The organism is Lysinibacillus sp. EB106-09-02-XG168 (assembly GCF_058791475.1).
Window position 1 is genome coordinate 3,080,183 of record NZ_JBYTDN010000003.1, and the last position, 14,392, is coordinate 3,094,574.

The 14,392-nt window shown below is 36.3% G+C and carries 20 protein-coding genes; 3 read left to right on the forward strand and 17 right to left on the reverse strand.

Annotation, left to right across the window (positions count from 1 at the left end):
* Positions 1 to 126: 126 nt before the first annotated feature.
* Entirely contained in the window at positions 127 to 1,296 is a 1,170-nt protein-coding gene (locus AC3WSO_RS15865; protein WP_492532151.1) for an MFS transporter, read from the forward strand.
* An 86-nt stretch (positions 1,297 to 1,382) separates the two neighbouring features.
* Here AC3WSO_RS15865 and AC3WSO_RS15870 read toward each other — a convergent pair whose 3' ends face one another.
* The 4 genes from AC3WSO_RS15870 to AC3WSO_RS15885 all read right to left on the reverse strand — a co-directional run bounded on the left by AC3WSO_RS15870 (position 1,383) and on the right by AC3WSO_RS15885 (position 3,205).
* The gene (locus AC3WSO_RS15870) at positions 1,383 to 1,793 is read right to left on the reverse strand and encodes an Asp23/Gls24 family envelope stress response protein (protein WP_079561806.1); all 411 of its coding nucleotides are present in this window, start codon (positions 1,791 to 1,793) and stop codon (positions 1,383 to 1,385) included.
* Positions 1,794 to 2,022: 229 nt separating this feature from the next.
* On the reverse strand, positions 2,023 to 2,223 hold the full coding sequence (locus tag AC3WSO_RS15875; protein WP_492532152.1) for a hypothetical protein: 201 nt from the start codon (positions 2,221 to 2,223) through the stop codon (positions 2,023 to 2,025).
* A gap of 61 nt (positions 2,224 to 2,284) precedes the next feature.
* Positions 2,285 to 2,671 carry a putative periplasmic lipoprotein gene (locus tag AC3WSO_RS15880; protein ID WP_492532153.1) on the reverse strand — a complete coding sequence of 129 codons (387 nt, stop codon included), beginning with the start codon at positions 2,669 to 2,671 and terminating at the stop codon, positions 2,285 to 2,287.
* Positions 2,672 to 3,046: 375 nt separating this feature from the next.
* Entirely contained in the window at positions 3,047 to 3,205 is a 159-nt protein-coding gene (locus tag AC3WSO_RS15885) for a hypothetical protein (protein ID WP_492532154.1), read from the reverse strand.
* A gap of 254 nt (positions 3,206 to 3,459) precedes the next feature.
* Between AC3WSO_RS15885 and AC3WSO_RS15890 the strand changes: the two genes are divergently transcribed.
* Positions 3,460 to 4,113 carry a hypothetical protein gene (locus tag AC3WSO_RS15890; protein ID WP_492532155.1) on the forward strand — a complete coding sequence of 218 codons (654 nt, stop codon included), beginning with the start codon at positions 3,460 to 3,462 and terminating at the stop codon, positions 4,111 to 4,113.
* Between the two features lie 726 nt (positions 4,114 to 4,839).
* Complete coding sequence (locus tag AC3WSO_RS15895; protein ID WP_492532157.1) at positions 4,840 to 5,268, forward strand: hypothetical protein; 429 nt, start codon at positions 4,840 to 4,842, stop codon at positions 5,266 to 5,268.
* Between the two features lie 434 nt (positions 5,269 to 5,702).
* Here AC3WSO_RS15895 and AC3WSO_RS15900 read toward each other — a convergent pair whose 3' ends face one another.
* From AC3WSO_RS15900 to AC3WSO_RS15960, 13 genes are all read right to left on the reverse strand, one after another.
* Entirely contained in the window at positions 5,703 to 6,029 is a 327-nt protein-coding gene (locus tag AC3WSO_RS15900; RefSeq protein ID WP_492532158.1) for a hypothetical protein, read from the reverse strand.
* Positions 6,030 to 6,145: 116 nt separating this feature from the next.
* Positions 6,146 to 6,286: a hypothetical protein gene (locus AC3WSO_RS15905; RefSeq protein WP_492532160.1), complete on the reverse strand. Its 141-nt coding sequence runs from the start codon at positions 6,284 to 6,286 to the stop codon at positions 6,146 to 6,148.
* A gap of 268 nt (positions 6,287 to 6,554) precedes the next feature.
* Positions 6,555 to 7,913 (reverse strand): acetyl-CoA carboxylase biotin carboxylase subunit, encoded by a 1,359-nt coding sequence (accC, locus tag AC3WSO_RS15910; protein ID WP_197141074.1) that lies wholly within the window; start codon positions 7,911 to 7,913, stop codon positions 6,555 to 6,557.
* A gap of 12 nt (positions 7,914 to 7,925) precedes the next feature.
* Positions 7,926 to 8,432, reverse strand: a complete 507-nt coding sequence (gene accB, locus AC3WSO_RS15915; protein ID WP_492532162.1) for an acetyl-CoA carboxylase biotin carboxyl carrier protein — start codon at positions 8,430 to 8,432, stop codon at positions 7,926 to 7,928.
* Between the two features lie 202 nt (positions 8,433 to 8,634).
* Positions 8,635 to 9,195 (reverse strand): SpoIIIAH-like family protein, encoded by a 561-nt coding sequence (locus AC3WSO_RS15920; RefSeq protein WP_492532163.1) that lies wholly within the window; start codon positions 9,193 to 9,195, stop codon positions 8,635 to 8,637.
* The gene (locus tag AC3WSO_RS15925) at positions 9,196 to 9,657 is read right to left on the reverse strand and encodes a SpoIIIAG-related protein (protein WP_492532165.1); all 462 of its coding nucleotides are present in this window, start codon (positions 9,655 to 9,657) and stop codon (positions 9,196 to 9,198) included.
* Positions 9,658 to 9,679: 22 nt separating this feature from the next.
* A complete protein-coding gene (locus AC3WSO_RS15930) occupies positions 9,680 to 9,823 on the reverse strand; it encodes a hypothetical protein (RefSeq protein WP_492532167.1) in 144 nt (47 codons plus the stop codon).
* 1 nt (position 9,824) lies between these two features.
* Positions 9,825 to 10,736 (reverse strand): stage III sporulation protein AE, encoded by a 912-nt coding sequence (locus AC3WSO_RS15935; RefSeq protein ID WP_492532169.1) that lies wholly within the window; start codon positions 10,734 to 10,736, stop codon positions 9,825 to 9,827.
* A 12-nt stretch (positions 10,737 to 10,748) separates the two neighbouring features.
* Positions 10,749 to 11,126 (reverse strand): hypothetical protein, encoded by a 378-nt coding sequence (locus tag AC3WSO_RS15940; protein ID WP_492532170.1) that lies wholly within the window; start codon positions 11,124 to 11,126, stop codon positions 10,749 to 10,751.
* 4 nt (positions 11,127 to 11,130) lie between these two features.
* Positions 11,131 to 11,340, reverse strand: coding sequence for a hypothetical protein (locus AC3WSO_RS15945; RefSeq protein ID WP_012295089.1), 210 nt, complete (start codon positions 11,338 to 11,340; stop codon positions 11,131 to 11,133).
* 242 nt (positions 11,341 to 11,582) lie between these two features.
* Positions 11,583 to 12,590, reverse strand: coding sequence for an NAD(P)H-dependent flavin oxidoreductase (locus AC3WSO_RS15950; protein ID WP_492532172.1), 1,008 nt, complete (start codon positions 12,588 to 12,590; stop codon positions 11,583 to 11,585).
* 163 nt (positions 12,591 to 12,753) lie between these two features.
* Complete coding sequence (efp, locus tag AC3WSO_RS15955; RefSeq protein WP_492532174.1) at positions 12,754 to 13,311, reverse strand: elongation factor P; 558 nt, start codon at positions 13,309 to 13,311, stop codon at positions 12,754 to 12,756.
* Positions 13,312 to 13,328: 17 nt separating this feature from the next.
* Complete coding sequence (locus AC3WSO_RS15960) at positions 13,329 to 14,390, reverse strand: M24 family metallopeptidase (RefSeq protein WP_492532176.1); 1,062 nt, start codon at positions 14,388 to 14,390, stop codon at positions 13,329 to 13,331.
* Positions 14,391 to 14,392: the final 2 nt, after the last annotated feature.

Genomic DNA, 14,392 nt, shown 5'->3' on the forward strand with positions numbered 1-14,392 from the left:
CGAACCGGTTGAAAAAAGTTAAAACAAATCTTTTGACCCTATAGTTACTATAGGGTTTATTGTATTACGTGGAAATATTCTAGTAGATTTTGATTCATGTATCGTGAAAGATTGAAGGAGAACAGTATGAATAAGAAACAACTATTAACCTTAAGTATTTTATTATCGAATTTATTCATTGCCTTTTTAGGTATTGGTTTAGTTATACCTGTACTACCAACACTCATGAATGAGCTAAAAATTTCAGGCTCTGTCGTTGGTTATATGGTGGCCGCGTTTGCTATCACTCAACTTATCGTCTCACCGATTTCTGGTAAAATGGTGGACACCATTGGCCGTAAAATTATGATCGTTGCGGGTCTATTTATATTCGGTTTTTCAGAGCTATTATTTGGTCTTGGACGCTCAGTTGAAATACTCTTTATCTCACGTATGTTAGGTGGTATCAGTGCTGCTTTCATCATGCCTGCGGTAACTGCATATATCGCTGATATTACAACCTTGTCACAACGTCCAAAGGCTTTGGGTTATATGAGTGCAGCGATTAGTACTGGCTTTATTATCGGACCTGGTATCGGTGGATTTTTAGCCGAATTCGGAACGCGCATACCATTTTATGCCGCTGGTATACTCGGGTTTTTAGCAGCGCTCTTGTCATTTATTTTACTAAAAGAACCGACACGCGCTGATGATGATGAACAGTCTGCACCATCAATTTTAGGCAGTGTAAAGCGTATTTTTAGCCCACTATACCTAATTCCATTCGTGCTTATTTTCGTACTATCATTTGGTTTAGCTGCATTTGAATCGTTATTTAGTCTATTTGTAGATCATAAATTCGCATTTACACCTTCAGATATAGCGATTATTATTACGGGAAGCGGAGTAGTTGGGGCTCTTGCTCAGCTAGTATTATTCGATTGGCTGACAAAGAAAATGGGCGAGATTAATCTTATCCGTTATTCACTCGTCCTATCTGCTGTTTTAACATTTGCTATGACATTTGTAAGCCACTATTTCGCAATATTATTTGTCACATTCTTTATTTTCGTCGGCTTCGATTTAATTCGTCCTGCCGTTACCTCTTATTTATCTAAAATTGCTGGTAATGAACAAGGATTCGTTGGTGGCATGAACTCCATGTTTACAAGTCTTGGAAATATATTCGGCCCTATTTTAGGTGGGGTATTATTCGATATCAATTTGAACTATCCGTATTACTTTGCAACAATTGTTTTAACACTCGGCGTTATCCTTGCTTTGTTCTGGAGAAAGCCAAAGCATATTGAAATATAATAAAATAGCTATACTAATCACTGCTGAACAATTTCCGTGAATAACGTAAAAAAGAAGGGTTGCCCTGAAAAAGGCAACCCTTCTTTTTATTCTTGCACAGCTACTTCTTCTTTTTCAAAGAGAATGCCAGTAATATGGACATTCACTTCAGCTGTTTCAAGTGCAGTCATATTAAAAATCGCTTGGCGAATTTGAGTTTGAACTTCCTTCGCCACTTTTGGGATTGTATAACCATATTTTACAGAGCAAAATACATCAATGGCAATCTCACCAGTTTCAGTAACACCCGATTTAATGCCTTTATTGTGAACTTTTTTACCGAAGCGTTCAACTACGCCCGTAGCAATATTACCGCGAGTTGCAGCGACCCCTTCTACCTCGTTCACTGCGATTCCAGCAACAACCTCGATTACTTCCGCTGCTACTTCAATTTTCCCAAGTTCTTCTTTACCAGAAGGTGTTGGTTGTACGAAAGATTGTCCTACTTTCTCTGCCATACAAATATCATCCTTTCCCTTACACATCACAAATAAATGCTGTTCTTACGCTTATTATACTATAAAAAGGAAAGTTTGGCTTCGTAAAGACGCTTTAATTTATTTGGATCTGGTTTATGTCGACAAATTAAGAAAGTTGGGCGATAATTCCAAAATCTTATTCGATAAATTAACAAAGTTTATCGATAAAAATAAAAAGCGAAGACTATGAATATTTTTATTCGCCATTTTATTTGCGTTTCGTTTTAGAATAAATCATAAACCAGACAAAGTATAAGATTGTAACTAGTGATAAACCTAATGAAACATATCTACTTTGCTCATTGGGCAAAACAATATTAAGGACAATAGTTAAAATAATTGCAGGTAGCATCGTACAAAACCAAACTCGTACTGCTTTGTTTTTAAATGAAAGTTCAAATCCCTCCATACAATCTCCCTATTATTTGTAAACGGCTCTTTATTTTTTTGTGATGGCTGTTGAAAAGTCCTTAATTGCCTTCTTTTATCCCTGCTACATTATCAATAGATGTAGATTTACCATTGATGTGAATATCAATCGTATCAAGGTTCGGATCTAACGTTAATTTATAAACATGTTGTTTTATTGCATTATCCTGTTGATTCGTAACATCTAACTTTATTATTAATGTATGACCTTGCGTTTCAAGGTCTGATGTAACTGTTCCTTTTGACCGAAAAACGATATAAAAAATTTCCTTATCTACTACATTGATTTTTTGAAGTGTATATTTTTCATCAATTACCTCACGCACTTTATCTGGAACAATCTCAATTTCACTAATACTTAACGTTGGTGAATTACACGCTGTTAAAAGAAACACTGACAAAAGTGCTAAAAATAACAATTTTTTCATTGCCGTTTAAACCACTCCTTAAATAACTGAAAATTCCATCTATCAAACATTGTAACATAGAAAATCATGAATTGGCGAAGGAATGGGAATTGCGCAACAATGAATTTGACTTTTGGGTACAGGCAATACGATTAAGCTTAAAGTTATAACAACGGTAGCAAACTCTTAGAAAAGACTTATCTCTATTCTCCGTTTTTTGGACATAAAAAAAACCTCCTAACTAATAAAAGTTAGAAGGTTTGAGTTATGACACTATTAAATAAGCCGATCTAAAATCGACTTACATTTATTAAAAAACCAAATAATTGAATATGCGTAAGTCTACATTTCTACGCTTTCCGCTTTATTATTTATATCAATTATGAATATGTAGCGTTACTGTCTCTTTTCAACAAATAACAAAATTAGTGTTGCAAATGGACCTAATAAAAGAGAAAGTAAAAACCAATTTAACCCCGTTCTATTCTTCCCTTGTGCAAGTGCAGCATTTATCAATGCCAATGTACCCCAACCTACGAAATATTCGTTATTCATCATCTGCCTCCTATCTCTTTTAACAGCACGATAGTGTACATTTCTCCATAAATTTGATTATAACATATTCAAATAATATGCTTCAAAAAGGGGTCGAAACTGTTGAGTTATGACACTATTAAATTAAAAACATCTCAATAATTCAATAGACAAGAGCCTTTGTTACAATTTTAAAAAAAGAAGGTATTTGGAAAATATTGTAGAATTCATTCTTATAACACCTAATCTTGATTTTCTATGGGAGGGAGGTATTAATGAAGAAAATTTTTTTATTTCTTTTTATTTGTGTATTATTTTTAGTTAGTTGTCAACAAAGTACAGAACAAGATATACAGGATACTCCGATGGATTCGAACATAGAATCCGAAGTTGCTTTTTTCCCTGACACTGAAATAAGCTTAACATTAAAAGAAGCAATTGAGATCGCTCAAAAAGAGGCACTTAAGTGGAATAAAGAAGCAATGTTATTTAGCGGAAATAGTGTTGACAAAGATAATACTCCAACAGGAATGGATGGCAAAAGAAAACACTGGAACATCGAATTTGGAATACCGGGTAAAACAGATTTTTATCTAGTAACTATACGAGACGGAAAGGTAAATGAAAAGGCGCATGTTCCTACTGGATTAGAAGTTATGCCCAAAAGTTACTTTATCGCTAAAGTGGAAGAATTTAAGTATGACACGCCTGAATTACTAAAAAAGGGACAAAAAATCACCAAAATATACCCAGGTGACACTTTTGCTAAGGGATATAATTTTAGTTTCACTAAAGCCCTAAAAAAAAACATTCCGATTGTGATGGTTATCGGTTGGGATAAGGACAAGGAAAATATGATTTATTTAGCGTTTAACGCAGTAACAGGAGAGCTAGAGGAAGAATTTGAAAAAGAACAATATAAAAATTAAAAGGAGGTGTATTCATGAAGAAAAATACGGTTATCTTCATACTTACTTGCTTTATATTTATTTTTACATTTTTACCGAAAACACAGGCCGTCACTGAGCATACTATCCGTCCGACATCCCATTCGTAGGGCAACGGTCTTTGTTGCTTTTGAGTTTCTGTCATATAAATCTCTCCCTTAGTTAATTAGTTTTTATTTGGTATATGATCGCCGACTGATCGATGGCATTGCCTTCTACCTTGTATACCCGAATAAAAATTCAGTTTCGGACATATTTCCGATAAATTTCTCTCTACACAGTACATAGGGGATCAAAATTAAAAATCGATATCACTTTTTATAAAATTTTCGTTTTACTATATACTGCACACTAAAACGTCCTATTTTGAGACAACTTTTCGAAAAAATTAATTCCTTTTTACTTAAACGTTCAATCCTCCTTTATTTTAGACGTTCTAACATATGCGTGATAAATATGTCGACTTGCGATTTAAAACCGCTTTTATCCACTTTTATAAAGGCGAAATAAAGGCGCTAAACTCCTCTAATATCTGTACCCGAACAATATCCCGATTTCGGACCCCTTTATTCAAATTAAATATTAATAATAATATTTAATGGAATAATAATCCTGTTTACCTTGAAAGGAATAAAACGATAAAATATGTTAGGCTAACTTTAAATTTGCTACAAGGGAATATTCAACAGTTATACAGGAAGTGAAGAATTGTATTATTTAGCACTCTCAATAGGATTAATACTTGCTCTCTCGCAAGGTATATTATTAATTTTTATGTATCAAGACAAAGAACTTCTATCCTTTGATGGATTTAAGTCTCTTCTGGCTTTTTTAGTAGGTGTTGCGTTGTTAGCGATTACCCTACCAAGTCTAAAGTCAGTTATTCAAAAAGATTATGACGTTATTAGTGGAGATTGTACAATTGAAGTTGGTTCATTCGGACACCGTACATCAGCAACTTTTGAAATGATCGAAACTGGTGAACAATATACCTCTTTCGATATCCCTGAAATGAATGCTTATGGTAAGTCAATTCCTTACTATTGTAGGTTGACAGTTACAAAAGACAATATGTTTAATATGGGTTATGAAATTTATGATGTAAAATCACGAAAACTAATATTTAAAAATGACTAGAGACGTTTTTAGCCGCCTCTAGTTTTATTTTGGTCAATATTTGTGCAAAGACCTCTACTATCGCTTGTTGGCACAAGCTCTAGCGAATATTTGCCGGTCCTGTTGGCGCAGGATCAGCGTTATATATGACTCTACTAGTTGGCCCGAGGGACCATTTGACTTTTCATCTATTAAATGCGTAACAATTTAATAGATGTTTATTCGGAATGTTGATTAATACATCATTTACATATATAAACAAAGCTATTGCGATAGAAAACGCTGTCGTACCGTAGTACCACACTCAAAGTTCACCCTCCTCTCCTTCTTCACCGAAAAAATATGCGTCTACTTGCTTTGCTGAATTGGCTGCTACTTTCGTTAGTAACTTAATGTACGCCTTCTTATATTCACGCTCAAACGGCTGTACTTACGCTTTACGCGCACCTCCTTGTTCATGCTGGAATACCTCCAATCACTAACTCCTGACCATCAACTATCAAAGCACGATAAAAGTCTGAACAAACTACATGCATATGATCGAAAATCGGAATTGTTTTAAGTGCGGTATTTGATAGACGCATTACAATCGTTCTCCATGCACCTTTCTCCGTGGATACAGCCTCGTAGTTATTTAAGTAGTCACTACTATCTGCAATAACAATTTCCGTTATTTGGTCGGCTACTTTTTTCGTATACTCTGCTATTAACCGCTTGCACTCTTTCCAAAAACGCTCAATCCAATCGTTATCGAACATGCGATTTAATATCGCTTTTATCACGCTTAATTTACTTTGCTTTGTAACGTCTTTTACATTGCCTTGCCTAATGATGAAATAAATCCGAATAATGTTTCCGCTGTTATTTCGTCTAAATATTCAACATTCATATTCGTTAATTACCACCTAAAATTGTAGTCGTATTCTTTAATCGTTTGTTTGCGTATACCCGATAAGCGCATTTGTTCTTTAACGATGATTAGCGCCGAATACGTACGAATACGATTACCTTTTAAACGAACTGAATTAACATCAATCATAATTGTCGGCGCTGCAATTAGCGGCTCATTATTTTCATTTAATCATTTTTAGTTCGATCGGATTCATATTTTCTAAATCGAAAATACCGGTACGTTGACTATTTTTACGCACAAAAAAGACCCCCTAACGAATCGGTTTCGTTAAAGGGTCTAAAAATCGGATATTCCGTTTTGTTTTATTCCTAATTCTATTCCGCTGACAAATATCGCAAAACTATTTCGCAAGCTTTCCGACTATTAGCCGCGACGGTTAAACCGTTGATACGCCTTACTTGCTTGTCCCCAATACATCATTCTCTTCTAGGAACTTCGTATTGAATTGTGCTGATTTGAACACGTCATTGTTCATCAATGCTTGGTGGAATGGAATTGTTGTATTGATCCCAGGACCAGATACTTCGAATTCGCTAAGCGCACGATTCATTTTCGCAATCGCTTCTTCACGTGTATTGGCATGAACAATTAATTTTGCAACCATAGAATCATAGTATGGTGGGATTGTATAACCAGCATATACTGCAGAGTCAATACGTACACCGTAGCCACCTGGAGTTACATAAGTATCTACAGTACCAGCTGATGGCATGAAGTTTTTATAAGCATTTTCTGCGTTAATACGGCATTCAATTGCCCATCCATTTAATTGAATATCATCTTGAGTGAAAGGAAGTTTTTCACCAGATGCAATTTTTAATTGTTGTTGTACAAGATCAACACCTGAAATCATTTCAGTTACTGGGTGTTCTACTTGAATACGAGTATTCATTTCCATGAAGTAGAATTTATCTTCTCTATAGTCATAAATAAACTCGATTGTTCCAGCACCTTCATAGTTACAAGCTTGTGCAGCTTTAACGGCAGCCGCACCCATCTCAGCACGACGCTCTGAAGATAGCGCTGGAGACGGAGCTTCCTCTACTAATTTCTGCATACGACGTTGAACTGTACAGTCACGTTCACCTAAATGTACAACGTTACCATAGCCATCCGCTAATACTTGGATTTCACAGTGACGGAAGTACTCGATGAATTTTTCTAAATATACGCCAGGGTTACCGAATGCTGCAGCAGCCTCTTTTTGCGTAATTTCAATGCCTTTTACAAGGTCTTCTTCTGTACGCGCTACACGGATACCTTTACCGCCACCACCAGCAGTTGCTTTGATGATAACTGGGTACCCAATTTTAGCAGCCCATTCTTTACCTGTTTCGATATCTGGAACAATACCAGTCCCCGGAACAAGTGGAACACCTGCTGCTTCCATTGTTGTACGTGCAACATCTTTAATACCCATAATTTTAATTGAATCTGATGAAGGTCCAATGAATTTAATGCCTGCATTTTCACAAGCTTCAGCGAAGTCAGCGTTTTCAGATACGAAACCGTAACCTGGATGGATACCGTCTGCACCTGTTTTTTCTGCTACGCTCAGTAAAGCTGGGAAGCTCAGATATGAATCTTTTGATAACTTTGGTCCGATGCAATATGCTTCGTCTGCTAATTTCACATGTAATGCGTCTGCGTCTGCTTCTGAGTATACGGCAACAGATTGAATGCCTAACTCTTTACAAGCACGAATGATACGCACAGCGATTTCGCCGCGGTTTGCAATTAAAACTTTTTTCATATTGTGCACTCCTTACTCAGCTTTTACAAGGAATAATGGTTGTCCGTATTCTACTAATTCACCGTCTTTAACTAGTACTTCAACGATTTCCCCTTGAACTTCTGCTTCAATTTCGTTGAATAGTTTCATAGCTTCTACGATACATACGATTGTTTCATTACCAACTTTGTCCCCCACTTTAACGTAAGCTGGTGAATCTGGGTTTGGAGATTGATAAAAAGTACCGACCATCGGAGATACAATTTTATGTAACGATGGGTCGTTATTTACTAGTGCTGCAGCTGATGCTTCTTCAGCTTTTGCTGGAGCAGGAGTAGCTGGTGCTACAGAGGCCGCTGCTGGTGCAGATTGTTGTACAACAGGTGCCACTACTTCTTTTTTAGGTGCTACAGTTTCAGTAACAACAACACCATTCTTTTTTAATTTAACTTTTGCCCCATCTGCTTCATAAACGAACTCGTCAATTGAAGAAGAATCTACCAATTTAATGATTTCACGAATTTCTTGAATTTTGAACATTTTCCTAACTCTCCTTATGAAATAAAATCTACTACAAGCACTATTCTATATTTTTTTCGAACAATTTGAAATACTTTAATGCAAATTAAGTAAATATGAACAAAACAAAAGGCTTTCTTTTACTAAACGAAAGCCTTTTCATTATACTGATATATAACAATGATTTAAAATAAACAGAATATTAGTATTTTTCTTGTTATTTTTAATTATTACTATTTGCACTGAATTTTACTAGTACGTCATTTGCGCCTTCCATTTCTGTTCTCACTAAATAAATAATTTCATTTGCTTGAGCTTTTGATAGCTCCTCCGCCATAACAGTTACCTGTACTTTATCACCGTCTGCTCGTACAAATGCATCGGAATAACCTAAAGATTTAATAAGCATTTCTAACATTGCTTCAGAGGATTCTTGTTTTATAAGGCTATCCATCTCATTATAAGCTTTACTTTTATCTTCTGCTGTATAATCTTGCGAACCGATTTTCTGCTCTAATTGCGAACGAAGCTGGCTTCTTTCATCACTAACTTGCATGCGCATCTCTTCAAATAAATGGCTTGGAGAAGATACTTCCTTCGTCTCTCCATCTTTCGTTGCTTCTTGATCAGTCACGCCTGTTACTGCAGTTTGCTGTAATGCGTCATCTGTGAAAATAGTTAGTCCATTAAATTGTTTTGCTGGATCAACCAAATAATACACTGAAATAACCGCTACTAAACTTAATAATGTCATAAACCAAACTGTTCTTCTACGTACGCGCATTTACTTTTCCTCCTTATTTTCCATTGGAACGATAATAATTCGATGAATCGGTAATTGCATTACTTGACTAACAACCGCACGCATTTCATTTTTAACAAAGATATCTGATGCTCCTTTTGAAACAATTAGTATCCCAGTTACTTCTTTCGTGCCTTGTTCAGTCCCTCGAAAATATTGACTGAAAAGTTGATTGTCATCCTTCTCATCTGTCATATCTCCGTAATAAAAATAGACTTTTACCTCCCCAACACCTTTCATAGCCTTCAATGTCTGTTCAAGTTTTTCTTCATTGGTTTTCGGTGATACTTGCCCATTCGTTGTATTCGTTTGATACATTGGTAAAATGATGAAAATTCCCACGGAGGCAGCGATCAGCATTAAGACTAAAAATGACGTTGTTTTTTTTGGTTTCTTTTCCACATCACTTGTACATTGCCTCCTTTCATCTCTTCTCTTTTTCAAGTGTATGTACGCTTGTTTCCTCCTATGAATTGATAAATGGAATCTTTAATAGCAATTGCAAAAATACTAACGTAATGACAAGCTTTGTAAGTGAAATTATTTCTTTATCGTCTGTTAGAAACGCGAATATCTGACAAATAAAGAGAATTGCTAATAAAAGAATCAATTTATCTCCCTCCAGCCATGACTTGCACAAAAACGATGAGGAATAAACAAGAAAACATAAACGAAAAAGCAATTAGAAATGATACAGCACATAATGTAAATAGAGATTTACTAACATGATCTAGAAGTCTACAAATATCATCAAAGGCGATTGGCTCTAAAATAGCAGCTAACATTTTCAACGAATAGGCTGCAACAACAAGCTGCACTGTAGGAATGAACGACACAGTAATAACCGCTATAAACGCAGTAATACTACTAATAGAAGAAGAAAATTGTGTCATATGCTGGAACATTGAGAAACTATCTACTATAAAGGAACCGACAACTGGAATATTTTCCTCTATTAATTTTTTCACAGGCTCTGCAACAGCTGCGTTGACACTAAAAGCCGCAACACCACTCGCCGACATTAAAATGATGTAACAAATAACTGATGCAGAGACGATGCTCATAATGGTAAAACGAATCAATTCAGCAATTCTCGTAAACGAAATTTCTTTAACGATAACACTGCAAACATCAAAAACAATGGCAAGAAGAACTCCCGGAATAAGCCATTTACTACTAATAATCGTTAATACTTGTACAAAAAAAAGTAAAAAAGGCTGCCAAGAAGCAATCGCTGTAATGCTGCTTGATAAAAGAAAACTTGAAGTAAGAATGGGATAAAATGCAGTAAAAATATGAGCAAGTCCCTTTGCGATTTCGTCTATTAATTTAAATGAATCCACAACGACAGGTCCTATTGTTGCAAGGACTATAAGAAAAAAAAGTATCCTTGTCCCTTTTTCAAATTCTGGTAAAATCATATTGATAATCAAAATAATAATAACGTAGCCACATAAAATAAGCGTCATCTTTAGCAATAGAAAGAATGGATCCGTTAAAAACGAAAATATTTGCTCTAGCACTGTCTTCGCCCCTTAGTTTAGCCGTTGTAAAATGGCCGACACCTCCTGTAAAACAGCCAAAAACTCCTTAAACCAGTACAACAAAATAACAATTTTGACCCCATCATAGACGATGTGCCCGAGTACTTTATAGTTTTGTTCTACTAGTAACATCGACACCCATTGCCCGATATAAAAAAGACTAGCACTTACCACAATGGCTTTTGCATAAGGCAAAAATGCTAATGTCTCAAGTAATTGCTTGATGAATGGCAATAAGAGTGTCGAAAACAACATACCGAAAAGCAAAAACGAAAACATTACACTAATTAGCGCATGGAGTGGCCGTATGACTTCTTTTATAAGCAATAATAAAAGCAGCATGACAACAGCAACGATGACAATTTCCATTTACCTACCCTGATGAGGTCAGCCATTGAAAGAATGTAAGGATCTCATTAAAAAATAGACGTAAAAACCGCAGTAATTCCGCTGTCATATATAAATAGGCAATGAAAAATAGGAAAAATGAAAATTCTTTCTTTCCTGTTTGATCAAAGAAGACATGAAGAAGCGCAACTACTAGTCCCACTCCCGCGACTCTTAATACGTCTTGTAATTCCATTTCATACGCCCCCTCGTGTACAGCAATATATGTCGCTACCACAAAAAAAAGACCTCCATACTTACGTATAGAGACCTTAGTATTTTTATGAAATTAATGACGCCTCGTCACCATGGTGTTCAGGGTCGGCTTTGTGCAGCCCAAAGACCCGTAAGCTGAACTTCTTTCAGTACCACCTATAAAAGGAAAACGTTTTGTATCTGCCGGTTCACTTGCGCTACGAAAACATTTACTAAAAGAAGTTAAAGTAGCTTTTCAATGATGCTTTTCACAGTACCTGGTTGTTTCACTAAATAGCTCTTTTCGCCCATCCACATCGATAAATAATCGGCTTTGCCCTGTTTTGCGCCTTCTTTACGAATAGTTGTAGTTAGATCATTTTGCAATGGATAAGGGGCTACCGTAGCATCCTTCATACGTTCCGTAAAACCATTTGCTAAGCCTCTTGCTGGTTTCCCAGAAAAAGCACGTGTAATCGTCGTCTGATGTGCTTCCGATTGAAGTAAGGCATTTTTATAAAGAGGTGAAATTTCACACTCATCTGCTACTAGTAAGGCTGTACCAATTTGAACCGCTTGTGCACCCATTGCTAGCGCTTTGCTTACATCCTCCTTTGTAACAATGCCTCCAGCAGCAATAATCGGTATGGAAATTTGTCCTACTACTTGCTGCAATAAATCATGCAAATCAATTAATTGCATAGGTTCAGTGAAGGAACCACGATGACCTCCAGCTTCGCCACCCTGAAGAACAACAGCTTGCATTCCTGCTTGTTCTACAAGCTTTGCTTCCTCTAGTGTAGTAGCTGTACCAATAACATAAACTTGGTTGTCCTTTAAACGATGAATGACATCTTCTGAAGGAATACCAAATGTAAAGGAACAAATGGCTACATTTTCATCAAGAACTGCTTGTACCTGCTCTTCAAATACTTCCTTGGACATGACACTTTGTACAGGTGATAGTCCAAGTTCATCATAAAACGGTTGTAAAGCCATTCGAGCTTTTTGAAGAACATCTATATCAATACGTGGTTCTTCTTGTACAAATAAATTAATCGCAAATGGCTTTTTCGTTAGCTTTTTAACTTCCTGAATAAAGCTTTTTGTTTGCTCACCATCTAAATAGCCCGCTCCAATCGAGCCTAAAACACCTTGTTCTGCACAGGCAGCCACAAATTTTGGCGTAGTTACACCAGCCATCGGCGCCTGTATTATTGGATAGGGTATGTCAAAATTTGTTTGTAGCATAGCATTCACTCCTTACTTTTATTGTAAACAAATCTACCAATTATGACCACACAAAATAATAGAAACAAATTTTTCTATTAGTAAAAGGGAACTATCTCTACCTTATATGTATAATAAAAAACCTACCCTTTTTAAAAAAGAGTAGGTCGGATATTTTTATTCATTACCCACGAGAAACGTAAGAAGCTTCTTCAGTATTGATTACTAACATGTCACCTTGGTTAACGAAGAATGGCACTTGTACAATAAGACCTGTTTCAAGAGTTGCAGGTTTTGTACCACCTGAAGCTGTATCGCCTTTAATACCAGGCTCTGTTTCTGTTACTTCTAGCGTTACAGTGTTTGGTAATTCAACACCCAACATTTCACCTTGGTATGATTGGATATGCACTTCCATGTTTTCTTTTAGGAATTTTAATTCATATTCAATAGCAGCTGAAGAAAGTTCAGTTTGCTCATATGATTCTAAGTCCATGAAAACATGCTCGTCACCTTGTGCATAAAGGTATTGCATTTTACGGTTATCAATTTGTGCTTTTTCAACTTTCTCACCAGCACGGAAAGTTTTTTCATTTACTGAACCGTTACGTAGATTACGTAATTTAGAACGTACGAACGCAGCACCTTTACCTGGTTTAACGTGTTGGAAATCTAACACGCGGTATAATTGGCCATCTACAACAATTGTTAGACCTGTACGGAAATCGTTTACTGAAATCATTTGTGTTCCTCCATAGTTTATAAAATAATAAGTTCTTTTGACGAATGAGTCAGCAGTTCATTACCTGTCTCTGTGATTAAAATATCGTCCTCGATACGAACACCACCGATTCCTGGTAAATACACTCCTGGTTCAATCGTTACGGCCATACCTGGCTCTAGAATCGCTTCTGAACGTATCGATAAGCCAGGGCCTTCATGTACTTCAAGACCAATTCCATGTCCTAATGAATGACCAAATGCCTCGCCATAGCCCTTTTCTTTTAAGTAGTTACGTGCAACCGCATCTGCTTGGATCCCTGTTAAGCCAGGGCCAACCTTTTCAAGTGCTAAAAGTTGGGAAGCAAGTACTGCGTTGTACATATCCACTAATTTTTCAGATGGCTCGCCTACTGCTACAGTACGTGTAATATCCGAGATATAGCCATTGTACAATGCTCCATAGTCTAATGTGACAAAGTCGCCTTTTTCAATCACTTTATTCGTTGCTACACCATGTGGTAAAGCTGAGCGAAGACCAGACGCAACAATTGTATCAAACGAAGACTGAGTTGCTCCTTGTTTACGCATGAAAAATTCTAATTCATTCGAAACTTCAAGCTCTGTTTTACCCGGCTTGATGAAGTTTAAGATATGTGTAAATGCGTGATCAGCAATTTCACACGCAACCTTAATAATATTAATCTCTTGTTGCGTCTTAATCAAGCGAATTTTTTCAATTAGCCCAGAAATCGGTACTAAGTCAGCTTGAATTTTATTTTTATATAGCTCATATGTGCCATAGCTAACAGTATCTTTCTCAAAGCCCAATAATTTGATACCCATGTTTTTTACTTGCGTTGCAATTTCTTCAATGATCGTCGCCTCATGTTTGACAATTCGGAAATCTTGTATTTGCGCGGTTGCTTGCTCTGTGTAACGAAAATCCGTGATAAACACAGCATCATTTTGAGACACGATTGCCACGCCCGCTGTCCCTGTAAAACCAGTCATATAACGACGGTTGTATCCGTTCGTAATTAAAATGCCATCGAGATTTTGTTCTTGAAGTGTCTTACGTAGCTTTTGTAATTTCAACATAA